The organism is Arcicella rigui (assembly GCF_034929435.1).
Taxonomy (GTDB): Bacteria; Bacteroidota; Bacteroidia; order Cytophagales; family Spirosomataceae; genus Arcicella; species Arcicella rigui.
The window spans coordinates 1-25756 of sequence record NZ_JAYFUM010000005.1; the positions used below are offsets into that span (position 1 = coordinate 1).

Below are 25756 nucleotides of genomic sequence, written 5' to 3' on the forward strand. Positions count from 1 at the left end.
AAACCAATCCAGAACTGGGGAATTATTATCAACCAATTTTACCTTATTTTTGACCAAAGAATCAAAAACAATTGAAATTCAAAAAACAACTTACACAACTAAAGGGAGGGTGCCCTATTGTAACACGTAAAAAGTTTAAAGTAGTATTACAATGAGCCATTGTAATACGTAAAAATTATAAAGTAGTATAACAATGAGTCATTGTAACACGTAAAAATTATTATGTCGTGTAACAATGCTTCATTGTAATACGTAAAAATTGTAATGTAAGCTTACAATAAGATTTTGTTGGTAGGTTTTTGTTTGAATAATACTTGTGGAGGATTTTTGAAGTACGCTTTCAGATTTTAGGAGATGTTATATTCCTCAATTTTACGATAAAGCGTTGTTAAACCAATGTTCAAAAGTCGAGCGGTTTCGGTTTTGTTGCCTTTGGTATGTTGCAGTACTTTTTGGATATGTTGCTTTTCGATGGTGTGTAAATCGAAGGAATTGAGGAGATTAGCAGATAAGTTTTCAGCAGGAAACTGAATGTTAATCGGTAAACTCTCTACGGTTAGCTGTCCGTTTTCATTCAAAATGATGGTTCTTTCAATCACATTTCTGAGTTCACGGATGTTCCCTTGCCAATCGTAATTAGTCAATTTTGTAAGGAAATCTTCTTGTAAATCAGCTATCGAAATATTGAATTTTTTAGCAAAATCTTTTGCAAAAAAACGAGCCATTACTTCAATATCTGCTTTGCGTTCACGCAAGGGAGGCAGGGCAATCTGAAAAACAGACAGTCTATAAAACAAATCCGAGCGAAAATGTCCTTCGTTTGCTTCTTTGCTTAAATCACGATTTGTAGCCGAAATAATTCGTACATCTACTTTTATCAGTTTGGTATCGCCAACTTTGATAAACGTTCCCGTTTCTAATACTCTTAGTAATTTAGCTTGCAAATCCAGCGACATTTCTCCGATTTCGTCCAAGAAAATCGTACCGCCGTCTGCTTCTTCAAACAAGCCTTTTTTATCTTTGGTCGCTCCTGTAAAAGCCCCAGCTTTATGTCCGAACAGTTCCGATTCCAGAATTTCTCTTGAAAAAGTAGCACAGTTTACCGCCACAAAGTTTTTTGAAGCTCTTTTACTTTCTTGGTGAATGGCGTTGGCAAATACTTCTTTTCCTGTACCTGTTTCGCCTGTTAGTAGTACGGTGGTGTCGGTTTTAGCTACTTTTTGGGCTAAACTGATGACTTCTTTAATCTGTTTAGATTTACCCAAAACCTTTTCAAAACCTTGACTTTTAGGCTGAATAATGGGCAACTGTTTTTGTACTTTGTCCATTGCCAAACTTAGCATGGGCAATATTTTTTCGTTGTCGTCGCCTTTTACTAAATAATCAAAAGCACCATTTTTCATGGCTTTGATGCCGTCTTGGATTGTTCCGTAGGCAGTCATTACGATTATTTCAAGGCTTGGAAATTTCTCTTTAAACTTTTGAGTAAAATCAACACCATTACCATCGGGGAGTTTTACATCAGAAAGTACTACTTGAATGGCTTGATTTTCAAGGATTTTCCACGCAGATTTTAAGTCGCCAACTTCCCAAACCGTATAATCTTCCAACTCAATAATTCGCTTGAGTAATCCTCTTAATTGTTTTTCGTCATCAATAATTAGTACTGTTCCTTTCATTTCAAAATTGCCTTTGCTTCGGCGATGGTTGATTTGTATTCGGCTATTTTTACGGCTTTTTTGGCGTACTCTTTCATTTTATCGTACTGCCCTGCACGCTTGGCGATTCTTGCCAAAGCCATATAAGCAAGTCCGTGATAATCTTTGGTAAAACGTTCGTCGAAAGGCATTTTTACTCCTTTTAATAATAATGCTTCGGCGGTTTTATCGTCTTTCTTTTCTTTTTCTGTAATAATTCCTTTAAAAATTGTACCTGCACATTGGTACATAATACCTTTTTGTTTGAGTAATTTATTGGCAAATTCTTCGGCTTCACCATACTTTCCTATGCCTGTAAGTGCTTCCGTTCTTTGCATCTGAAATAGTACATTTTCTGGGTATCTCTCCGTAAGTATATTGTTGTAATACAGTGCTTTAGCAGGGTTCGATTCATACTTTAAATATACATATCCGGCATAAAAAGTAGCTTCTGTTTTTACGAAAACAGTTTTGCGAGTAGCCAAATCCAATTGTTGTAAACCTAATTTTTTATTACCATCGGCAAACATCCAAATCAAAGGTTTTATCATGGAATGGGTTTCTGGATACTCCACACGGTAGTAATTATACATTCCCGAAGTATATAAAAATTCGGGTTGTTTTTCTGTCCAATTCAAGCCTTTTTTCAAGTGCGAATAGGCTTTTTTGGCTACACCAACGGCTTTGAAAAAATCTTGATTATCGGCATCATAAGCCGCAATATAGCCCAATGTGGCTAATTCAAAGAAGTTAGCTTCGATGTCGTCTTCGTTTTTTTCCAACATTTCTTCTGCCAAAGCTCTACTCTGATTGAGGTAACTAAGGTAGTTTTTTTGTTGTGCAGGAAAATCTTTCAAAGGAAAATACTGTAATTCCAGTTGAATCGCCATCAAAGTATAAGATACTGGGTGTTGTGGATACTTGGCTTTTATTTTATGAAAAATCTCAGAGGATTCTTTAAAGTCATAAGCATACATTTTATCTAAACCTTGCGAAATTAAGGCACGAACGGCAGAATCATTTAATATTTGAGCATCACTTTTTGAGAAGATACAAAGAGAAAGAATAATGAAGCAAAGTAATTTTTTCATATTGGAAAACGGGTAAAGCAATTGAGAGATTCTATGATGATGCTCTCCAAAATCATGCAATAATAATTTATAAAATTTGATTATTCGTTTTTAATGAAGGCTAATTCTATTAAGTAATCGTGCAATATTAGTTTTAAAATTTTGCTTTAGGCTGTAAGCGGTAGGCATTAGGCAAAATATTTATTTTTTCACGATAAAAAGGATTTGTGCTTATTGCTTACAGCCTATTGCCTAAAGCAATTTAATGCTGCCTGATTACTTAGACTAAGTGTTTTTTCGATTTCTATACTATCACAACGCCTAATTACTTACTTTTGTCACGCTAATTTTAAAAATAAATTTTATTTACATAATATGTACTCGTGCAATAGGCTCTAAGCCTTAGGCATTAGGCAAAATACTTATAGAATTTTCTGAAACTTCTATTTTATTTTTAAGTTTAAAACGGTTAAAGTTCATTTGCACACTTGATTATGAAATGAATACAATTTGAGTGGATTTTGTAAATAGTTGATTATTAGGAGTATAAAATGCTAATCGCCAATTGCTTTTTACTAAACACAGCTTAATTTGAAATACTAATCACCAATCACTTTTTTCTAATCACATTTTATATGATTTCATACGATTCTTTTATACTTGATAACGGACTAAAAGTATTTGTTCATCAAGATTTCTCGACACCTACTGCTGCCGTAAATATTGTGTATAATGTTGGTTCGAGAGATGAAGAAGAACATAAAACAGGTTTTGCTCATTTGTTTGAGCATTTGATGTTTGGTGGCTCAAAAAATATCCCTTCTTATGATACGCCTTTACAGAAAGTAGGTGGCGAAAATAATGCCTTTACTTCGCCAGATATTACCAATTTTTATATTTCACTTCCTGCGGTAAATCTTGAAACGGCTTTTTGGTTGGAATCTGATAGAATGATGGCACTTTCTTTTGACCAAAAGGTTTTGGATGTACAACAGAAAGTAGTAATTGAAGAGTTCAAGCAACGCTACTTAAATCAACCTTATGGCGATGTTTGGTTGAAACTTCGTCCTTTGGCGTATCAAGTACATCCTTATCGCTGGGCAACGATTGGCAAAGAAATTTCGCATATCGAAAATGCCGTGATGGACGATGTCCGCAACTTTTTTTATAAACATTATTTACCCAATAATGCGATTTTGGTAGTGGCTGGCCCAGTGCAAGTAGAAGAAGTAAAGCAATTAGCTAAAAAATGGTTTGAGCCAATTCCAGCAGGGAAACTTACCCCAAGAAATTTGCCCAAAGAACCCATTCAAACAAGTGCCAGATTTTTGGAAGTAGAAGCAAAAGTGCCTTCGGATGCACTCTATAAAGTGTATCATACCAAAGGACGACACGAGGGCGATTTTAATGCGATTGATTTAGCAAGTGATATTTTGGGAAGAAGTAAATCTTCAAGACTGTATAATCAATTGGTGAAAGAAAATCATATTTTCAATTCGGTAAATGCTTATGTAACGGCATCGCTCGACCCCGGTTTGTTAATTATCCAAGGAAATTTAAACAAAGGCGTAAGTATTGAAGAAGGAGACGCAGCCGTGCAAGCAGTATTGGACGAGTTTTTGAAAAATCCAGTTTCGGAAGAAGAATTACAAAAAGTAAAAAATCAAGCAGAATCAACTTTAGTTTTTTCAGAAGTAGAACTACTGAACCGTGCCATGAACTTAGCATTTGCCGCAAATGCAGGCAATGTAGAGTACGTAAACCAAGAATCAGGAAAAATACAAGCCGTAACGGTGGACGATATTAGTACACAATCGCAACTAATACTCAAGAAAGAAAACTGCTCTACGATGTATTATCGGGCAGGGTAGGAGTCTTTGACTATGAAATACCATTGAAGATTCAGATAGATAAACAATAGGTTTTTCCTATTTACCATGAATAATTTCCAAAACAAAATAGTTTGGATTACAGGAGCTTCGTCGGGCATTGGCGAAGCTCTTGCGTATCAGTTTGCTAAAGAAGGAGCAAAATTAGTACTTTCGGCAAGGCGAGAAATGGAATTGCAAAGAGTCGCCAATGCCACTGGACTTGGTGCTGATAAAGTATTAGTCTTGCCAATGGATATGTTGAATTTTGATGTTTTTCCTGAGAAAGTAAAAACGGTGTTGGAACACTTCGGACAAATTGATGTAATTGTGCAGAATGCAGGCATTACGCAACGCTCTTGGGTAAAAGAGACAGATTTTAAAGTCTATCGAGACATTATGGAACTGGATTTTTTCAGTACTGTGTCATTTACGCAAGCAATTCTTCCCCATTTTAGCGAAAGAAAAACAGGACATTTTGTAGCGATTAGTAGCGTTGCAGGAAAAATCGGAACGCCTCTGAGAAGTGGCTACTGTGCTGCCAAACACGCTATGATTGCATTTTTTGATTCATTAAGGGCAGAAGTTTGGCAAGAAAATATACAAGTAACGGTGATTTGTCCGGGGTATATCAATACGCCTATTTCTTTAAACGCATTGGATGGCAAAGGAAATGTGCATGGGAAAATGGATAAAAACCAAAGTCGTGGCATGAGTGCCGAACGCTGTGCCGAGAAGATTGTAAAAGCCGTAAAAGCGAACCAAAAAGAAGTATATATCGGCGGTTGGTACGAAGTAATGGGTGTATATCTAAAACGCTATTTTCCTGCTGTGGTTTATAAATTGGTTCAGAAAGTAAATGCTGAGAAATAATTTGGGATTGTGGATGTCAGATTTCGGATGTCAGCTTTCAGCAAATGGATTTTATAAATCCGACATCCGATAGCCGACATCCGACATCAAATTATTTTCCCACACTACTCTTTCCAGTATTCATATCCATATAGTCCACCACCAAGCTTGCCATTGATTTCATGCCGAGTACAAAGCCACCTTCGTCGATATAAAAGTCGGGTGTGTGATGTGGTGCTGTTTCTGAAACGGGTTTGCCTTTTGGAGCTCCGCCCAAGAAGAAGAAAACACCCGGTACTTTTTGCTGATAGAAAGCAAAATCTTCCGCACCAGTTACGGCTGCTGTGATGGAAACATTTTCTTTTCCGGCTACGCTTTCTAAAGTAGGAACCATTTTTTCAGTAAGTGCCACGTCGTTATAAGTAACAGGACACATTCTTGAAATATTTATTTCGGCTGTTGCTCCTGCACTTTCAGCGATATTAGTTGTAATTTGCGTCATGCGGGCGTGAATCATATCTTGAACGGCTGGGTCTAAAGCTCTAATCGTTCCGTTCATGCTGATTTCTTCTGGAATGATATTACTTCTTACGCCACCATTAATTTGCCCGACAGTTACTACCGCTGCTGATTCCGTTACAGGTAAATTTCTACTGACAATCGTTTGTAAGCCCATGATTACTTGAGAAGCCGTCACGATTGGGTCAACACTCGACCATGGATACGCTCCATGCGATTGCTTTCCTTTGATTTTAATTTTAAACCAGTCAGAACTCGCCATTGTACCACCCGGACGGTACTTGATTTTTCCGATTTCAGTTTGTGCATTGATGTGCAAACCAAAAATTACATCTACTTTAGGGTTTTCTAAAACACCTTCTTTAATCATCAAAGCTGCTCCTCCTTCTTCTCCTTCGGGTGCTCCTTCTTCGGCAGGTTGGAAAATAAATTTCACAGTACCTTTCAAGTCATTTTTCATAGAAGCCAAAATTTCGGCTGTTCCCATCAAAATCGCCACGTGTGTATCGTGTCCGCAGGCGTGCATAATACTTACTGCTTGACCATTGTATTCGCCCGTAGCTTTAGAAGCAAAAGGAATATTTACACGTTCTTTCACAGGAAGTCCGTCCATATCAGCACGAAGAGCCACTACTGGGCCGGGTCTTCCACCTTTCAAAAGTCCTACAACTCCTGTTTTTCCAACGCCAGTTTTTACTTCAAAACCCAGCGAACGAAGGTGTGCGGCTACTTTTTCAGCAGTTTTAAATTCACGGTTCCCAAGTTCTGGATTTTCATGGAAATCTCTTCTCCATGCTACTACTTTCGATTCAAGTGTTTCTGCTTTTTGAGAAATTTTGGCTTTTAGCGTGTTTGTTTGCCCAAATGATGTTGAAAGAGAAAGTATCAACAGTGCCGCAGGCATGATTATTTTTTTCATTGAATAGTTTGATTTTAAAGATGAAATTTAGATAAATCTACCATTAAAATCATTTACTCCCAAACTTCCAGTGGCTTCAATCGTGTTTTTGTATTCAAAAAAATACATTAAGTACAATCTGTGACAAGTTATACTTATTTGCTTTTTTCAAAACATAAGTAGAAAATCTGTGTTTTTATTCTGTATTTCTTCTTTGCTAAAACCAAATTAAGATTGCCCAATCGTTACATCTACAAAATAAAATATGTTTTTTTTTACGATTGTGTAAACTATATCTTCTTTTTTCTCGTTTAGTTGCTACAATAATAGTTGTTGTAGCAATATTATGATTGCATATCAACTATTTTGTTTTCATAAATCACATCATAAACTAAACAAAAATGAACAAAAAACTACTGCTTATTAGTTTTGTGTTTCTTCTTTTGCTTCAACTTAGAGTTAATGCTCAAGATAGAACCATTACAGGTAAAGTTTCTTCGGCCGAAGATGGCTCACCACTTCCAGGAGTAAGTATTATCGTGAAAGGCACAAACAGAGGTGTCAACTCGATGGCGAACGGTACTTTCAAAATTAATGCTCCTTCAAATTCTGTACTTGTATTCTCTTTTGTAGGATTTGAAAAGAAAGAGGTCTTGGTGAGTAATCAATCTCAAATCAATGTTTCTCTAAAATCTTCTGCTGCTGACTTAGATGAAGTAGTGGTAATTGGTTACGGGGTACAAAAAAAATCTAAGCTTACGTCTTCTATTTCAAGTGTGTCAGGTAAAGACATTGCCGACCTAAACACAGCCAGCTTTGACCAGCAATTAGCAGGTAGAGCTTCAGGGGTACAAGTAACAGTGGGTAGTGGTATTATTGGACAAGCTCCTCGTATTCGTATTCGTGGTACAAACTCTATTACTTCGGGTGGTTCACCACTAATTGTAGTTGATGGAGTACCAGCTATTGACGGAAACCAAAGTGTGGCTACACCGACTAACCCACTTGCAGACATCAACCCTGCGGATATTGAGTCGATGGAAATTTTAAAAGATGGTGCAGCTACTGCAATTTACGGTTCAAGAGCTACCAATGGCGTTATTTTAGTAACTACTAAAAAAGGTAAAAAAGGTACTCCTTTGAAAGTGAATTTGAGTATGCAATACGGTACAACCAACGCTATCAATAGATTAAGCTTGTTGGATGCTAACCAATTTGTAACGATTGCGAACGAAAAATTGAAAAACGCTGGTGGTACAAACCAAGCTTTCTTGGATGCAAATGGTACAAATACCGACTGGCAAAGTATTATTTTACGTCAAGGAATCACACAAGGCTATAACATGAGTTTCAGTGGTGGCGTTGAAAAAACGAACTATTACTTCTCATTAGGTTATAATAAACAAGAAGGTGCAATTACAGCAAACGGTCAGAAACGTTATAACTTCACTGCAAATCTTGACCATAACTTCAATAAGTATGTTTCGGTAGGTACTAAACTTCAAGTAACCAGAACAGAAAATACAGGTTTGAACACAGGTTCTAACGCTTTATCTGGAAACTTAACGGGTGCTGCAAGATTATTCCCTAACGTACCGATTTACAGTGAAACAAATGCTACTGGTTATAATATTTCGCCAGATGGTGCTGTATTAGGACAAGGTGCAAACACAAGAAATATTGATAACAACTATACTAACATTGCTTTTGTACTTGCTAATAACAAATTCAATGCACAAATCGGACGTGTATTGTCAACTTCTTATTTACAAGTGACACCTTTCAAAGGTTTAACTTTGAAATCAATGATTGGTATCGACTATACAGATGTTCGCAGTTTCCAATCTCTTGATCCAAGACATGGCGACGGTCGTGGTTCAAACGGTATTGTTTCGCAAACTTCAAGAAACGTAACCAGATGGAACTGGCAAAATACAGCTAACTATTCAACAGAATTCGGTAAAAACTCTATCGACTTAACCGTAGGTACTGAATATCAAAAACAAATTGTCTCTTCTTTCACTGCTCAAGCAGCTAATTTCTCTGACAGATTCTTCCAAGAAGAAAACATCATTTCGGGTAGTTTCTCAGTGCCAACTGTAACAGGTGGAGGAGCTTCTGCTGGTTTTGATTCATACTTTGGTCGTTTGCAATACGATTACGACAACAAGTACTTCATGACATTCTCGGCACGTAATGATGGTATTTCTGCCTTACCAGAAGCAAGTAGAAGAGGTAATTTCTTTGGTGGTTCTTTGGCTTACAAGCTTTCTAACGAAGATTTCTATAAAAACTCAAGCATTGCTAAAGTAATCAACGACATCAAATTGAGAGGTAGCTATGCACAAGTAGGTAACGTAAACATTGGTAACTTCCCTTACTTAGGTTTATTCGGAACAGCTCAGTACGGTTCGCAAAATGGTATTGGTTTTACACAAGCTGGAAACTCTGGTTTGAAATGGGAAGCAAGTACACAAGCTAACTACGGTATTGACTTAGGATTTTTAGATAACAAAATTATTTTCTCAGCAGAATATTATAAAAACGATATTTCTGATTTGATTTTGGCTGCTCCAACGGCTCCTTCTTTGGGTGTACCTAACAACTCTATTTCTAAAAACGTAGGTGCGATGTACAACAAAGGTTTGGAATTTAATCTTTCTATTGAAGCTATCAAGAAAGGTAATTTCACTTGGGACGTAAACATGAATTATTCAACACAGGAAAATAAAGTAACTGCATTGAATAAAGGTATTGACGGAAAAGACCAGCCAATTTTCCCTTCATCATATCATATTATTACAGTTGGTCAGCCAGTAGCTGCTTTGTATGGTTATGAAACTGCAGGCGTAAATCCAGCAAATGGTTTCCCTTTGTTTGTAAAAGGCGATGGTAGAATTGTACAAAGAAATGCAAACACAGGGGTTTATTCATTCTATGATGCAGCCAACCCAAGTGTTACTACTAACACAACAGGAGCGTCTCTTCTTTCGGCAGACGTAGCTGACGGTGGCGACAGAAGAGTATTAGGCAACACAAACCCTACTTGGTTTGGTAGTGTTACGAATAGCTTCAAATACAAAGGCTTTGATTTAGAGATATTTACTCGTTTCTCTGGTGGTAACAAAATTATGAACGTTACTCGTCAAGAAACTTTATTGAACCAAGATTTCAATAACAATGGTACTGAAATCTTGAATCGTTGGACTACCGAAGGACAAATTACAGACGTTCCTAAAATGGTTTTAAATAATGGTAACATCATCAACTTAAACGGAAATGCAACAACCAGATTTGTTGAAAAAGGTGACTTTATCAGAATCCAAAACATCATTTTAGGTTATACGCTGCCAAAAAGCGTGATTACACGTGCTAACATTGGTATTAATAGTGTTCGTATCTATGGGCAAGTACAAAATGCCTTCACTTTCACAAGCTATAAAGGCTTAGACCCTGAATTGAACAGCAACGGGGATGTTAACCAAACATTTGGTCTTGACTACAACACTAACCCTCAGTTCAGAATACTTACTTTTGGCTTGAACGTAGGATTTTAGTCTCAACAAACATTAACTCAAAGAGAAATACAATGAAAATTATATCTTATAAAAAAATATTCGCTCTTGGAACATTAATGATGTTTGGAGCGGCTTGCGAAGTAACAGATTTACAGCCTATAGATGCCCTTTCGGAAACAACGGCTTATGAAACTCTTGAAAGAGTTGAATTGGCTGTAACAGGGGTATATGATGGTGCTCAGTCAGGATTTTATGCTGGTGGTGCTGTGCGTGGCTATCCGTTTGGAGCTGCCCATTTGCAACAAGGCGACTGCCGTGGCGAAGACATGGTAAGTGTGGCGGCATTCTATGCTATTACTTATAATGGTACTTATGATGCTACAACGCCTAATAATGGTTTTTTCTGGCAAACGGCTTATGCCATGATTAACAGAGCAAACGTAGTAATTGACGGTATCCGTAAAGCTCCAACAAGTACTTCATTGACAGAATCTGTGAAAAGTTCTTATGAAGCAGAATTAAGATTCTTAAGAGCAATGGGGCATTTTTACTTGTTAGTGAATTTTGCTCGTCCTTACAGCGACAATCCTACTGCGGCAGCCAGTGGTGTTCCTTATCGTGAGCAACCAATTGGTACAAGTACAGGTATTTCTGTAGATGAAGCCAGCAAGCAAGGACGTAACACAGTAGCTGAATGTTATGATAAAATTTTAGCTGATTTAGACTTCGCAGAAGCTAATTTGCCTGCTACTCGTTCACGCAATGCGATTACTCGTGCTACAAAAGGGGCAGCCATTGCCTTGAAAACAAGAATCCGTTTGCATCAAAACAACTGGGCGAAGGTAATTGAGGAGGCTAATAAATTGATTCCAACTACGGGTAATTTAGTAAGTCCAGTAGGAAATTATCAATTGACGGCTACGCCAATGGGGCCTTTTGGTACTGCTAACAAAAACAACGTAGAGTCTATTTTCTCAATTGAAAACAACGACGTAGATAACGCAGGTGTGAATGGTGCAGCACCAACAATGTACAGCGCTTCTATTTCTGGTGGACGTGGTATTGTGGGTATTAGCCCTCTGATTTGGAATCAGCCGTTTTTCCCTGCTGACGACTTCCGTAAGTCTTCTGCTATGGTTCAGCAAGATGGTGCTACTTCTCCGGGTCGTGGTGCAATGTTTAGTAAAAAATATGCAGATGCTACGTCTCGTACCGACAACGCTCCAATTATCCGTTATGCAGAAGTATTATTGAATGCTGCTGAAGCTTTAGCTCGTTCAAGTTCTTCAGTTGATACCAGAGCTTTAGCTTTATTGAATGCCGTTAGAAACCGTGCTGTGCCAGAAGGCCCAGGTCGTTATACGGCTGCAAGCTTTACAAATGGTCAGCAGTTAGTTCAAGCGATTTTGAACGAACGTAGAATTGAATTCTTAGCTGAAGGGATGAGATGGTTAGATATTCACCGCCTTGGAAAAGATACAGTGTTTGGAACAAAAGGTATTCCTGCGAAAGCAAGCCAAACACTGACTTTTACCAATTTATATACTAACAATCCTGCAACAACTTACACGATGTTAGCGGCAATTCCTTATGAAAGCTTTAGATTTATATGGCCATTGCCAATTGAAGAAATCAATAACAACCCTACTTTGAAAGACCAACAAAATCCGGGTTGGTAAGAAATTAGTTCATTTCTAATGTTTGAACGATAATTCTTCATAAAAAAATAGCGACCTAATTTTACATTGGGTCGCTATTTTTTTTAATGAAATGCTCTTTTGAACTTAAACTTTACGTGCTTTAAAATATACTTTATACAGCCAAAATCCGCTTGTAAGTACTAACATCAGCATCCAGAATTTTGTTAGAAAAACCAATACTTCTTCAAAAACAAACCAACCTGTTCTGAAACTTTGCCAAATTCTTCTTAAAAAATGAGGCTGATAAGCAAAATCATTATTCATATTGGGCTGTAATTCAATCATGTTGCTAATGGGCTGAAATACTTCAATCTCCACAGTACTATAATTTACTTTGTCTTTGATACTGAGCGTCTCTACATTATTAATGTCTGCTTGGGTTTGATAATCAAAGAGTTTTTCTTCTGAATTGGTCGTTTCTGCTAATTTTTTCCCTTTAGTAGCAATTTCATGTTTATAGCGATTTTCAAACTCTGAATAGCGTTTTTTGCGTAAATCACTCGCCAATAAATTCAAACTTACGTCGTCGGCAGATACTTTTTTGTATTCAAGGAAAGTCATTACTGGTTGAATTTCTCTTAATATTTTATCAAAATTTTGGTTCGGAATCCGTAAGGTAATTTTATTACTCATTTCATAAGCTTTGTTCAATAAAACAGAGTCTTCGCTAATCTCTACTTCATTGACTTGCGTAATGTTTGAACTTAGTTCAGAATGTGTAATAAAACCGTCGTACTTCTCTACAATGTCCTCGATGAGATTACTTGCTTCTTGTACATTTTTTACTTTAAACCGCAAACTACCTGTTTTAATAAACTTCCTTTTGGCAAAATCGTTCGTTTCAGAAGGAAAAGTACTGGCAGAAACACTATCGGCGAATTCTTCACCAGCCAAAGTGATTTCAGCCTTTTTTTCAGTACAACCTGTAAAAATCACCATCGTAGTAGCTACCATGATGCAAAGAGCGTTTTGGTAAGTTTTCATTGCTTGTAAAGTTTTTGTTTTATTTTATCAAGAAACGAAAGCTTTGTTTCAAGTATTGTAAATACTTAAAAACTTATTAAAATTTTATTAAAAACTTATTAATTTGTGATTGGTATTTAGCACTTAATAAAATTAAAAGAGCATAAAAAAACCTCAAATTTAGTTTTGCTAAACTTGAGGTTTTTATGAGTTTTGTAGGAAAGATAGTGAAAATTCTTGATTTATGTTTTATAAAATCTCCGAAATCGGCAATCACAAATCTTAAATAACCTGCAAACTCTCGTACTGTAATACCTAAAATTATATCGTAATCAGCATTGCTCCATAAGAGTAACCACCGCCAAAAACGGTAACAATGATGTTTTCTCCTTTATTAAACTTTGCTTTATTTTCGTCTAAGGCAATGGCACAGCCCGCACAACCCGTATTGCCAAGATACTGAATATTTGAGAGCATAATATCTTCTGAAACCCCCAAAGTATTGGCAACATTTTTAGAAATTCTAAGGTTTGCCTGATGCGGTGCGATATAAGCGACATCGCTAATGCTTAGGTTATTTCTTTCTAACACCTTTAAACTTGCCTTTGGCATATAAGTACAAGCATTGATGAAAACGTCTTTACCATAAGGCATCACAATACCACGGTGAAGGGGTTTTAGTGTAACACTTTCAAAAGCTTTGCCTACGTTACCAGCTCCGCCAGTTAATAAATCTTTAATTTCCCAGTTTTCGTCTGAAATTCTTTCTTTAGAAATAGAAACGACCACCGCTCCGTCTCCCCAAAGGTGACCTGCTTTTGTATCGTCTTCGTTGTTGTAAGCCGTGTTGTGTTCAGATGCCACTACCAAAGCTTTCGTAGCTTTACCAAGAGCGAAGTAGCCTTGTACAATCTCAATAGCATTCAATAAAGAAGAACAAGCCGAAGAAATCGTTACTACTGGAATTTCACTTACATTAATATGATGCTGAATGGCATGAGCCAAAGTAAATATGCAGTCGTGTGGAGTATAAGTAGCACCCACAATCAAATCAACTTCCGAAATATCATAAGGTAAACTTTCACGAACTTTGTTTACCGCTTCAATTGCCATTGTATGCGTATTTTCAGAAGCTGAGGCTTTTCTACGCTGACGAATACCTGTTCTTTCGGTAATCCAGTCGTCGGTAAGTCCATTCAATTCTTCAAAATAAGCATTTGTAATAATTTGTTCGGGCAAATAACTTGCGATAGCGTTTATAAACATTGGGGTTATTTTGGTCTATTCTTTTAAATATCGACTAATCTCTTGATAATGAACTTTATACAGTGTTTTATTGAAAATAACGTCTGTTGATGACCTTGAGAAATTAATTTTAAGCTATAAATCTACTACAAAGGAACTCAATGTTTTTGCATAGTACAATAGTTTATTAGAAATAAACAATTATTACTCTATATAATCCTGTAATTTTTTGTACTATTTCCATGTTTTTTGGATAAATCCCATAAAATTAATATAATTTCCGAAATTTTCAGCTTCTGGAAGTTTGCTACTCTTAATTTCTTTTAAAAATAGTTTTTCTTACTCTTTTCGTCTGAATTTTTCACTTTAGGATTTCGCAGTGTTAGTTCCTTTTAGGTTTAAACCATACTTTTTTTCCTTTATTGCTTACTTCGTTTGATTTTGCCGAAGGCTTCTTTTCATTCGTTGCTTTGCTGGTTGGGCTAATGGCTTGTACTTTGGTACTTACAAAAGAGTGATTTTCGATAACAGGAATATTCTTAGCAATCAGTTTTTGAATATCTTTCAAAAAAGTTCTTTCTTCCGAATCACAAAACGAAAACGCCGTTCCATTTGCTCCTGCTCTGCCCGTTCTACCAATTCTGTGTACATACGTTTCGGGAATATTCGGAATGTCAAAATTGATGACATAAGCCAAATCATCCACATCAATGCCACGTGCGGCAATGTCTGTGGCTACCAATACTCTGGTGCTTTTGCTTTTGAAATTATCCAAAGCTCTTTGACGTGCGTTTTGGGCTTTATTGCCATGAATTGCCTCAGCTTTGATGTCGTGGCGAAGTAATACTTTCACCACTTTGTCTGCACCATGTTTGGTACGAGTAAAAACCAAAGCCGTTTCTATGGAAGTATCTTTCAGTATATCCATCAACAAAGCATTTTTCTGGTCTTTTTCCACAAAATATACTGATTGTTTGATGGTATCGGCTGTGGATGAAACAGGCGTTACTTCTACTTTTACAGGTTTGAAAAGAATATTATCAGCTAATTTCTGAATTTCAGGTGGCATCGTAGCCGAGAAAAATAAAGACTGACGTTTGGAAGGAAGGAAAGTAAGGAGTTTTTTGATGTCGTGAACAAAACCCATGTCTAACATTCGGTCGGCTTCGTCCAGAATAAAAATCTGAATATCTTTTAATGAAATATATCTTTGGTTGATTAAATCCAACAATCTTCCGGGCGTGGCAACTAAAATATCTACGCCATTTTGTAAAGCTTCCGTTTGTTTTCCTTGTTTTACGCCGCCAAAAATAACAGTATGACGTAAGTTGGTAAACTTTCCATAAGCCTTGAAACTATCATCAATCTGAATGGCTAATTCACGGGTTGGCGTTACGATAAGGGCTTTTATAGTTCTTTTTACACGGTTGGGAATCTGGTTTTGTACTAATAACTGAATCGTAGGAATGGCAAAAGCAGCGGTTTTTCCTGTACCTGTTTGGGCTACTCCCAGTAAATCTTTTCCTTCAAGAATCAGAGGGATGGCTTGTGATTGAATAGGTGTGGGAGTACTGTAACCTTCCTCGACAAGTGCCTTTTGGATAGGTTCAATTAGTTTTAATGATTGAAATGACATGAGTATTTTGTTAAAAACGAAAAGGTTTTATATATAAACTACACATATAAAACACTGAAATTCAAAATGATAAGTGTGAGTAATGAAGTTTTTCAGAATCAATCTTTTCATCGAATAGATTTTACAAAGTTAAGTGAAATATGACAGAATGAAGTATTTTTTCACAAATTGCAGGGATTCATTTTAGGGTAATTCGATTTGAATCAAAAGATTTTCACCAAAAAATTACTTGAAAGAGGATATATTTTTTGAAAAAACTTATCTTGTAAAGGCATTTGTCATTTGATTTTATATCAACGTCAATTTTATGAAAACAACGATAACTTATATTTTAGCCCTATTTTTTAGCACATTGATTCAGCAAAGCGATTTTTTATCAGAACAAAAAAAGTACGAAAGAGTACAAGCAGCTTTTGAAGCCAAAGGAAGTATTCTTAGCGAAAAACTCCGCATCAATGGTATTCAACCAGAGCAATTGAACATACTGATTGTTGCCTACAAAGAAGAAAAAGTTCTGGAGATTTTTGCCAAAAACTTGAAAGATAGAAACTACAAAAAGTTGGTGGCTTATCCAATTTGCCAGCAATCGGGGCGTTTGGGGCCGAAATGGAAGCAAGGAGATTTACAAGTACCCGAAGGCTTTTATCAGATTGATAGATTCAATCCTGTCAGTACTTATTATTTATCATTGGGCATCAATTATCCGAATAAAGCCGATTATCTAAGAAGTGATGCTGTTGATAGGGGAGGAGATATTTTTATTCATGGCGAATGCGTAACGGTGGGTTGCTTGCCGATGACCAATGATTTGATTCAAGAGATTTACCTTTATGCCATCCAAGCTCGCCAAAATGGACAAGAGGATATTCCAGTATATATTTTTCCTTTCAGAATGACGAAGGAAAATATGAGTATTCATCAAGAAAAATTCAAAGAAGATGAAGTATTATTGAATTTTTGGAAAAATCTGAAAACAGGATTTGATACTTTTGAAAAAGATAAAAACCCCATCAGTTTTAGTGTTGATAAAAAAGGATTGTATGTTTTTAGAAAGTAAGCGAAATTATGCTTTAGAGTAGGCTGTAAGCAATAAGCAAAATTCCTTTTGTCAGGAAAAAAAATTTGCCTAAAGCCTACAGCTTATAGCCTAATGCTTATAGCTGAAAAAAAGCCTTTCTTCGTGAATTTCACCGAAAGAAAGGCTTTTGTTTTTTGATTGATTCTTTGTAAATTAAAATATAGAACCCAGCGACCTGCGAAAGTTTCTGGCAAATTGTGTCGTTTTGCTAAAAGTGTAAATTTCTACTTCTTTTTCAGCCAGTGTTTCCAAACTTTTCAGAAAAATCTGTTCTGTTTTTCCTTGCCAAGCTTGAAAAGTATTACTGATATTTTGATGTGTTGGTAAATACGCTATCAATCTACTTAAATCAAAAGTAGTATCTGCAATGCCCGCTCCAGCACGCTCACCATCCAAAGCATTGATTTGTTGCTCGATATGATTTGGAACTGGTACCATCATAATGGGTTTTCCCAAGTACATGGCCTCGCAAACAGATTCAAAGCCAGCCGTACAAACTAATCCCGAACAATCTTGCATCATGCTGAGAAATTTCTCGGCATTTACTTGATGAAAAGTCAGGTTTTCTTGGCATTGCCATTCGTCGGCAAATTCACGGTTATTCCAAAAACAATGTACTTCCACCTCACGATTGGCTGAATGCCAATTGATGATGTCTTCCGCCAATTTATGGTGTGTAATGTATGCCAACAAATAGGGTTTTTGTGTAGGTTTTAGGGCTTTTACTTCTTTGCGTAAAAGTGGAGGTGTAACGATAATATCGTTGGCTTCGTCGTTGGGCATTTCCACGAACGACAAAGCTAACTTTTTAGTAGCATTCAGAGAGGTAAGATGGGTATTAAGATTGAGTAAAATACGGTCAATTTTTTTATTGGGCAATGTTACGAATTGTTCGTGTAGCAACAAGTATTGATGTCCAATACAAACAACTGGAATATTTGGGCGATAAAATTGTGCATATAAACCACAAATAATATCATAGAAATTCACAATTACATCGGGCTGATGATGATTTACTTCGTCGGCCAAGTATTGAATGCTTTTACAATATTTTCTGAATCGAAAAAGATGCGTTTTGATGGTATCCCATACTTTCAAGGCTTTGGTTTGTCCATAAACCAAACTTGGTGCAGGAAAAGTACTGAGCGGAGCGGTAATTTTCTCTTTAAAAAATGTGGGTAAATTACTTTCGTTTTCCATGCCTACCATTACCGAAACCACTTCATGTCCGGCGGCGGTAAGGATTTCAAAAAGGGAAATGGCTTGGGTTAAATGCCCACGACCTTCACCTTGTACTACAAATAAGTATTTACTCATATTGGTTATTGATTAAGAAATGCTCATAAAAATTCCTTTTGCCGTGCTGATTGCCTGCGAATCCAAGGCTTCATCGTTGCTTTCTTCTTCTACTTCAAGCGTACTTTCTTGGAGTAAATACAGCAAATCCCAATTACCCTGATAATCTTCTACCAAAGCCGTAAGCGATTCTACCCAGTCGCCTGAGTTCATATAAGTAATATCTTGGATTTGGCGAATATCAGGCTTATGGATGTGTCCGCAAATAATACCGTCGCAGTGATTTGCTCTGGCGAGTTCGGCGAGTTTTTCTTCAAAATCCGACACATAATTCACTGCATCTTTTACTTTTTGTTTAATTCTTTGCGAGAAAGAATAATACGTAAAGCCTCGCCATTTGCGGTATTGATTGTATAATTTATTGATAGATAATAAAAAGTTGTACCCAATATCGCCCAAGTAGGCAAGCCACTTCATTTTAGAAGTAACCGAATCAAAAATATCTCCGTGTGTAATTAAATAACTTTTTGAACCCGACTGTAAAATGTAGTCACGTTGTACGATAAAGTATTTTCCTAATTGAAAAGGAATGATTTGGTCTAAGAAATCATCATGGTTTCCTCTCAGATAAATTACTTTGGTATTATGATTTTCAATCATTTTCAAAACCGCTCTAAAAAAAGCTGTATGCTTTTTCTTCCAAGAGCCGCCTTTTTTCAATTGCCAGCCATCAATAATATCACCGTTCATAATGAGCGTTTCACAAGTAATTGACTTCAAGAAAGCAGTTACTTCTTTAGCTTTTGAACCTTCTGAGCCTAAATGGACATCAGAAATGATGACGGTTTTGTATTGTTTCGGCGTTTTCATAATCCAAAATTGTAGATTTACTTTAATCTTATGATTTCCTGAACATTAAAGGATTGTTAAGGATTAATTTCTCGAAAACAAGTAGCCAACTCCTTTGATGGTGCGGATATAATCTTCTCCAATTTTCTCACGAATCTTTCTGACATGAACATCTACCGTTCTTTCTGTCACGTGAATACCTTTGCCCCAAACACTCGAAAGGATTTCGTCACGAGTATAAACTTTGTTGGGATTGCTCACGAAAAACATCAATAAGTCGAACTCTTTTTTAGGAAGTGTCCACGAAGAATCTTTTACCGCAATCGAATAGTTTTGTCGATTGATGGTGAGGTCTTCTAATACCAATTTTTCTTCCTCGTAGTTTTCTGGACTATTGCGTTGAAAAACGGCTTTAATTCTACTAATCAAAGCTCTTGGTTTTACGGGCTTGGTGATGTAGTCGTTTGCCCCGATGTCAAAAGCAGCCACTTCCGAATACTCCTCTGTGCGAGCCGTCAAGAAGATGAGATAAGTATTTTTTAATTCTTTCGACTGTTTGATAATTCGCCCGGCTTCAATGCCATCCATTACAGGCATCATAATATCCATGATAATCATGTCGGGCAAGAAAGTCTTGGCTACTTTTACGCCTTCAGCACCATCGCTGGCAGTTTCTATCAAGAAACCTTCTTTTTGTAAGTTATAAGCCAATAATTCTAAAATATCGGGGTCGTCGTCAACCAATAGTATTTTCAGAGATAGGTCAATCATAATGGATGTTGGTAAAGTTTATTGCGAAATTTTCACCAAACTTACATCCCTAACATTATCTCTATGTTAAGCTTGAATTATGCTTTTTTTATGTTTATTACGAAACAAACATAGAAGTCATAAACCAAGTGAAATTACGTTGAAATGCTCCGAGAATTTTTGTTGCCTTTTTCATACATGTTGAATGTTTAAAATTTTCTTCAAAAATAGAGAATCAATGTAAACTCATTATTAACAGCACTTTACGTTTCTATGAAGGATGCTGATAAAGTTTTTAATTAATATATCCATAATTATTTCTTAATCACTTTCTGGTAAAAGCTGTACTATTTTCGATTTCTAAATAAAAGAAATCATGTCTGTTCAAAAACTCATTTATCTTTATTCAGATTCCAGCTTTACGCCATGGAAAGAGAATATTTTTGCAAGTACAGTTGCTACTTTCTTGAAATCAACTCCCGACGAATATTATCCATATATTACTCATTTTGTAGGTTTTACCAATGAGTTTGCTGATTTCCTCAAACAATTCGACATGGTATTTAATGTATGTTATGGTTTTGGCGAAGCTGGTCAGGCAGATATTGCACGTTGGTTAGACAGTCACGATATTCAACATACGGCAAGCCCTTATACCGTACAAATACTTGCCAAAGACAAAAGTAATTTGCCACAAATTTGTGCATCAATCAATCTGAAAACACCCGCCATCGTATCATTGAGCGAGGTAGCCAACTTACCCTACGAACGCTACATCGTAAAACATCGCATGGGAAGTTTACACTTAAATATGTTGGTATTTGATGCTTCTGAAATTCCTTATCAGACTTTACTCGAAAAAGAAGATTATATCATTCAACCTTATATTACAGGCAGAGAATTTACCGTTGCCGTCATTCCGAACGAAGAAGGAACAGATTATATAGCTTTATCGCCCTTAGAAATTCGCCCAGACGATGAACGAGAAGTATATATAGCAGGACAATCGTATGGCGTTACCGAAAAAATCTTGAATCCTGCTTTAGAAGAAAGTACCAAACAAGAAATCATGCAAAAAGTGTTAGCACTGCATAAAAGCATGAAAATCAGAGGAATGTCTCGGACAGATATACGAATTCATCATGGTGAAATTTATATTTTAGACATCAATACCATGCCTAATTTGGATACTCGTAGCTTTTTGCCAAGTATCGCCCAAAACGAAGGCATTGATTTAAAAGAACTTTTCAGAAGAATTTTATTAGTGACTAAAAGAGCTGTTAGCTATGAGCGACGAGCTGTGAGCTATCAGCTTTGAGCTTTGAGCAATGAGCTATGAGATTTTAGCTGTGAGTTATCAGCTTTGAGCTTTGAGCAGTGAGCTATGAGATTTTAGCTGTGAGCGATGAGCCTTGAGATTTTAGCTGTAAAGTTTTTTAATAGTTATTGATTATTAAAGCTGATAACAAAAAATCTCAAGGCTCACAGCTCACAGCTCAAAGCTCAAAGCTGATAGCTCACAGCTATAAGCTAATTTACAATTTCTTCACAATCCGATAGAAAAGTTTACAAATCTTTAATTGTCAGAAAAACAACAAGTTATCTTATAATTCAATCTTTGCACAACCAAAAATAAAATAGATGCAAAGACGTGATTTACTTCGCCAATTAGGACTTGTAGCTGGCGGTTTATCTTTACCCAATATTGTAAAAGCACAGGAAAAACCTGTTGCTCCCAAAAGAGTACTCAGAATTGCCCACATTACCGATGTGCATATCGAAGAAGCCATTCCTTTGGTAAATTCTTCAAAAGGCTTTGCCAAATGTTTGCACCATATCCAAGACGAAGTAAAACCTGATTTGATTATCAATTCGGGCGATTGCGTAATGGATGCCCACAAACACCGCAAAGGCAATGTGAAAAAACAATGGAATTTGTTCAACGATGTACTGAAAGCTGAGAATTCACTACCGATTTATCACTCTGTTGGCAACCATGATATTTGTTGTGAAGGCGATAGCGAAAGTAATTTTGAAGATGGCAAAAAATGGGCGATGGACGAAATGGGGATGGACAAACGCTATTATAGCTTTGATAACAAAGATTGGCATTTTGTAATGTTGGATAGCGTTCAGAAAAAGAAAGATGGCTCTTGGTACACGGCTAATTTGGATGAAGAACAGTTCGATTGGTTGGAAAGAGACCTCAAGCATTTGCCTGAAAATAAACCAACCATGGTGATTTCGCACATTCCGATTTTGGCGGCTTGTGTATTTTTTGATGGCAATAATTTAAAAGAAAAAGATAATCGTTGGGAAGTACCGGGAAGTTGGATGCACACCGATTCAAAGAAAATTGCTGAATTGTTTCATCATCATAAAAATGTAAAATTGGCAGTTTCGGGACATATCCACCTCAGCGACCGTGTTGATTATAACGGGGTTTCGTACTGCTGTAATGGTGCGGTTTCGGGCAGATGGTGGTTTGGAAAATACCAACATACCGACGCTGGTTATGCTGTAATAGATTTGTACGACGACGGTTCGTTTACCAACCAATATATTAGTTATTAATAAACACTTTATGAATCGGAATTTGGATTTTTGGTCATAAAGTGGTTATTCTTTCCTAAAAAAGGGGAGCAATTGCTCCCCTTTTTTTATTTTAGTGAAACCCTTGTTGGCGTAGTGTTCTTATACTATTTACACAGTGACGTAGTGAAAAGCACTACGCCAAGCGAAGGTAAGTCAAAATGGAAAAACCTTTACCATATTACTTAAACTTGTTACCTTCGCTCCATATTTTTTGATATATTTTGATTGATTACCATATTTCTTATAGGTTTCGTACTTATCACCGTAAAAATACCATAACCAATTCCCTTTTGCTGAATTTAAACTAAAAAATTCATGCTCAGGGTCAAACGTATTGAATCCATAAAAGCTATAAATTATATGCTTCGAGTTATTTTCCAAACATTTAGCCTCAGCCAAAATAGTCCTCAGAACTTTAACTTTTTTTCCATTCAAACTTACATACGAATAGAGGAAAGGCGGTTTATAATTACCAATCTCTTTATTATTGATTAAAAATACAAGTTTTTGATTCACAACAAAAATTGAATCTTGTAGTAAGTTTTTATAAATCAAATATTTAGATTTTATTTTTACACTGTTAATACCATTTGAACAATTGCATGATACTATTGTATCTTTTTTGATTAAGTCGTCAAATTTTTCTTGATATTGAATATTTTCGTTAGCCTCCTTTGAAGCATAATTATTGAAATAAAACCCAATTATGGATGATATTACTAAGAAAATTATATGGCAGGATTTCATAATATTGTTATTTCGTATTTATTAACAGAGCCGCACGGTTTTTTAAAAATTCTTTGTCTAAATTTTATTTCCATTCATGTTTTCCTCCTGGTAGTGATGTCCATTTACCACTTAATGCTTTCAGTGCTGCATTATACTGTCCAGTTTCCACTTTATCTGTAGCCCCTCGCTTGGCGTAGTGTTCCAACACTACGTCTTGTGTAAGCAATGTTATATTGCAAAAATGCAAAGCATTTTACAATTATTTCTAAGTGTGTATTCAAATGAGAAAATATTTTTTCATTGACCAATATGACATTTATGCTTTTGTGATGTAAGTTTAATTGTCACATAAATATTCGTAATAAGGATAAAAACAAAAATCATCCTAAAGTAGGTAAAAGCCCATCTTTAGGATGATTTGTGTTTTATTAGGCATAAGCTTAATCAACTACTACATCTTTTTTCTTAATTGAATCCATCGCTACTTCTTGCTTTGGCTCAACTCTTTTATTGTACGGCATTTTAGGGTTTTGCCAAGCCAAGTACTCTTTCGCTGGCTGATTTCTAACAAATCCCAAACCTTTTTCAACTTTTGTTGAGGCAGGTTGTTTGTAATTGACATTTGCAACGCTAACGTCTTCGGTAACAGAAAGACTTTTCGTGAATTTCTTTGCAGCCGCTGCCTTGTTGGGATGTTTGTAATTATGTATGCTATAACCTGGGTCCGAAGGAATCTCCTGAGCGAACGAAGTACGAGCTGCGATTAGCAATACACTTGCCCAAAAAATTTTAGTTTTCATAGATTTTTGTTGTGATTTAATTGAAAAATTTCGTTTCAGAGTTTTGTAAAAAACACAAAAAATAAACTGTTTATCCAAAGAAATAAGATAGAGATTGAGATAAAAGTATCAGTTCAATTATGAGTGTTTTTACTTATAACGAAAGATAAAAACAAATGTTTTAATAGCCAAATGAGGTATTTTAGGGCAAAAAGATGTGTTTTAAAGGAGTTTTTAAGGATTTTTTGGTGAATTTTAATATTCCTCATTGATTAGTAAGAGGCTTTCATTTTTTATCAATCATTTGTTGAAAAAGTACTTTATTTTGGAAGCATAATATTTAAAAAAGAAAAATGAGAAAAAATGATTTTTTTTGAAAATAATTTTTTCTCAATAAAAAAAGGCTGCCCTTTTAGGGACAGCCTCATGATTTTCTGACTTAATTTAGAATGTGAATCTCTCTAAAAAACTATTCTTCTTTTTTCTTTTTTGCCAATGCTTGTTGCTTTTTTTCTCGGCTTGCTAAGGCTTTCAGCTTTTTCTCCATTTCAATCGGGAAGCCTAATAAATCTCGGAGTACTACCGATGCACAAGCTCCACCAAAAGCCGCAGGCATATAAGAAATCGTGCCATAAGCTGATTTTTTGAAATTAGAGCCATCCGTCAACATCAAAGAATCGTCCATCATTTTTTCGGTAGAATATACTGCTTTGATGCCCGAACGAATCCCCAATTTTCGCAAACGCTTACGAATCAATGAAGCTAAATAACACTCACGAGTATCGAATAAATCGGCTGTACGAATTTTTGTTGGGTCAACTTTTCCGCCTGCACCCATCGAACTTACGATATTCAGATTTTTAGCATGAGCAATCGTCAGAAGTGTCAATTTTGGCGTAATTGAATCAATGCAATCCATTACGTAATCAAAACGATTATTAGTCAATAATTCTTCCACAGCTTCGGGCGAAAGAAACTGGCGAATACTGGTCAATTTCAGGGCTGGGTTAATTGCCAGCAAGCGTTCTTCCATCAAATCTGCCTTTGGCAAACCGTGCGTAGTTGCCAAAGCAGGTAATTGTCTATTTCTATTTGAAGGATCCACTACGTCGCCATCGACGATAGTCATTGTACCAACGCCCGAACGGGCAACGAATTCAGCCGCAAAAGAGCCAACACCGCCAAGCCCTACTACTAATACATGGGCATTTTGTAATTTCTGGATTCCTTCGTCTCCGACTAATAATTTGGTTCTTCCAAGCCAAGCTAAATCACTCATGTTTCAATATTTATACTCACGACTACGCTGTCGGGAATTGCATGAAAAGGACTATTTTTTCAGTCCATCAATTCTACAAATTTACTCAACTAAGCTCAAATTTTAAATAATTGGCAGAATCATTGTTACAAATCCCACTAAATGCCATAGAATTATATCGAAATTGGTGATTTTTGATTTCGGATTTCAGAATTCGGATTTCGGCTTTTTAAATGTTTTCTTCTAATGTATTTTGGATAAAAAGGTTGATGTGTAGATTTTTACGAAAATCTGTAAATCTCAATTAGGAGGGTATGAAATTTTAAGGCTTTGTACATCACAAATCCTAAATCTGAAATCCCAAATCAGAAATATTTTTACTTTATAAAATCCAGTTTTAATTTTTTGACATTAAAAATTTCAAGTAAAATGCTAATTATCAGTATAAAAAAACAA

19 protein-coding genes are annotated in these 25756 nt (G+C 36.1%); 7 read left to right on the forward strand and 12 right to left on the reverse strand.

The window, feature by feature from the left end; translation table 11 throughout:
- Positions 1–347 precede the first annotated feature (347 nt).
- Entirely contained in the window at positions 348–1679 is a 1332-nt protein-coding gene (locus VB248_RS03610; RefSeq protein ID WP_323295369.1) for a sigma-54-dependent transcriptional regulator, read from the reverse strand.
- A complete protein-coding gene (locus tag VB248_RS03615; protein ID WP_323295370.1) occupies positions 1676–2788 on the reverse strand; it encodes an ABC transporter substrate-binding protein in 1113 nt (370 codons plus the stop codon). The genes VB248_RS03610 and VB248_RS03615 overlap by 4 nt, the downstream gene beginning before the upstream one ends.
- Positions 2789–3402: 614 nt before the next feature.
- Here VB248_RS03615 and VB248_RS03620 point away from each other — a divergent pair.
- Both VB248_RS03620 and VB248_RS03625 read left to right on the forward strand, forming a co-directional pair.
- Complete coding sequence (locus VB248_RS03620) at positions 3403–4638, forward strand: M16 family metallopeptidase (RefSeq protein ID WP_323295371.1); 1236 nt, start codon at positions 3403–3405, stop codon at positions 4636–4638.
- A 66-nt stretch (positions 4639–4704) separates the two neighbouring features.
- A complete protein-coding gene (locus VB248_RS03625; protein ID WP_323295372.1) occupies positions 4705–5508 on the forward strand; it encodes an SDR family oxidoreductase in 804 nt (267 codons plus the stop codon).
- 91 nt (positions 5509–5599) lie between these two features.
- Here VB248_RS03625 and VB248_RS03630 read toward each other — a convergent pair whose 3' ends face one another.
- On the reverse strand, positions 5600–6925 hold the full coding sequence (locus tag VB248_RS03630) for an amidohydrolase (protein ID WP_323295373.1): 1326 nt from the start codon (positions 6923–6925) through the stop codon (positions 5600–5602).
- 380 nt (positions 6926–7305) lie between these two features.
- Here VB248_RS03630 and VB248_RS03635 point away from each other — a divergent pair, with 380 nt between their 5' ends.
- Positions 7306–10461, forward strand: a complete 3156-nt coding sequence (locus VB248_RS03635; RefSeq protein WP_323295374.1) for a SusC/RagA family TonB-linked outer membrane protein — start codon at positions 7306–7308, stop codon at positions 10459–10461.
- A 32-nt stretch (positions 10462–10493) separates the two neighbouring features.
- Positions 10494–12101 carry a RagB/SusD family nutrient uptake outer membrane protein gene (locus tag VB248_RS03640; protein WP_323295375.1) on the forward strand — a complete coding sequence of 536 codons (1608 nt, stop codon included), beginning with the start codon at positions 10494–10496 and terminating at the stop codon, positions 12099–12101.
- 105 nt (positions 12102–12206) lie between these two features.
- Here VB248_RS03640 and VB248_RS03645 read toward each other — a convergent pair whose 3' ends face one another.
- The 3 genes from VB248_RS03645 to VB248_RS03655 all read right to left on the reverse strand — a co-directional run bounded on the left by VB248_RS03645 (position 12207) and on the right by VB248_RS03655 (position 15966).
- On the reverse strand, positions 12207–13106 hold the full coding sequence (locus VB248_RS03645) for a DUF4349 domain-containing protein (protein WP_323295376.1): 900 nt from the start codon (positions 13104–13106) through the stop codon (positions 12207–12209).
- Positions 13107–13406: 300 nt separating this feature from the next.
- A complete protein-coding gene (locus VB248_RS03650; protein ID WP_323295377.1) occupies positions 13407–14351 on the reverse strand; it encodes a 3-oxoacyl-ACP synthase III family protein in 945 nt (314 codons plus the stop codon).
- A gap of 361 nt (positions 14352–14712) precedes the next feature.
- Complete coding sequence (locus VB248_RS03655; protein WP_323295378.1) at positions 14713–15966, reverse strand: DEAD/DEAH box helicase; 1254 nt, start codon at positions 15964–15966, stop codon at positions 14713–14715.
- A gap of 307 nt (positions 15967–16273) precedes the next feature.
- On the opposite strand from VB248_RS03655, the gene VB248_RS03660 reads away from it, so the two are divergent.
- Positions 16274–17023: a L,D-transpeptidase family protein gene (locus VB248_RS03660; protein WP_323295379.1), complete on the forward strand. Its 750-nt coding sequence runs from the start codon at positions 16274–16276 to the stop codon at positions 17021–17023.
- Between the two features lie 174 nt (positions 17024–17197).
- On the opposite strand, the gene VB248_RS03665 is transcribed toward VB248_RS03660, so the two are convergent.
- From VB248_RS03665 to VB248_RS03675, 3 genes are all read right to left on the reverse strand, one after another.
- Positions 17198–18361 (reverse strand): glycosyltransferase family protein, encoded by a 1164-nt coding sequence (locus VB248_RS03665; RefSeq protein WP_323295380.1) that lies wholly within the window; start codon positions 18359–18361, stop codon positions 17198–17200.
- A gap of 12 nt (positions 18362–18373) precedes the next feature.
- Positions 18374–19210: a UDP-2,3-diacylglucosamine diphosphatase gene (locus tag VB248_RS03670; protein WP_323295381.1), complete on the reverse strand. Its 837-nt coding sequence runs from the start codon at positions 19208–19210 to the stop codon at positions 18374–18376.
- 63 nt (positions 19211–19273) lie between these two features.
- Positions 19274–19960 (reverse strand): response regulator transcription factor, encoded by a 687-nt coding sequence (locus VB248_RS03675; protein ID WP_323295382.1) that lies wholly within the window; start codon positions 19958–19960, stop codon positions 19274–19276.
- A 355-nt stretch (positions 19961–20315) separates the two neighbouring features.
- Here VB248_RS03675 and VB248_RS03680 point away from each other — a divergent pair, with 355 nt between their 5' ends.
- Positions 20316–21257, forward strand: coding sequence for an ATP-grasp domain-containing protein (locus VB248_RS03680; protein WP_323295383.1), 942 nt, complete (start codon positions 20316–20318; stop codon positions 21255–21257).
- Between the two features lie 323 nt (positions 21258–21580).
- Positions 21581–22513: a metallophosphoesterase family protein gene (locus tag VB248_RS03685; protein ID WP_323295384.1), complete on the forward strand. Its 933-nt coding sequence runs from the start codon at positions 21581–21583 to the stop codon at positions 22511–22513.
- A gap of 174 nt (positions 22514–22687) precedes the next feature.
- Here the strand turns inward: VB248_RS03685 and VB248_RS03690 are convergent, their stop codons facing one another.
- The 3 genes from VB248_RS03690 to VB248_RS03700 all read right to left on the reverse strand — a co-directional run bounded on the left by VB248_RS03690 (position 22688) and on the right by VB248_RS03700 (position 25321).
- Positions 22688–23281, reverse strand: coding sequence for a hypothetical protein (locus VB248_RS03690; protein ID WP_323295385.1), 594 nt, complete (start codon positions 23279–23281; stop codon positions 22688–22690).
- Positions 23282–23703: 422 nt separating this feature from the next.
- A complete protein-coding gene (locus tag VB248_RS03695; protein WP_323295386.1) occupies positions 23704–24063 on the reverse strand; it encodes a hypothetical protein in 360 nt (119 codons plus the stop codon).
- Positions 24064–24511: 448 nt separating this feature from the next.
- Complete coding sequence (locus VB248_RS03700) at positions 24512–25321, reverse strand: tRNA threonylcarbamoyladenosine dehydratase (RefSeq protein ID WP_323295387.1); 810 nt, start codon at positions 25319–25321, stop codon at positions 24512–24514.
- Positions 25322–25756: the final 435 nt, after the last annotated feature.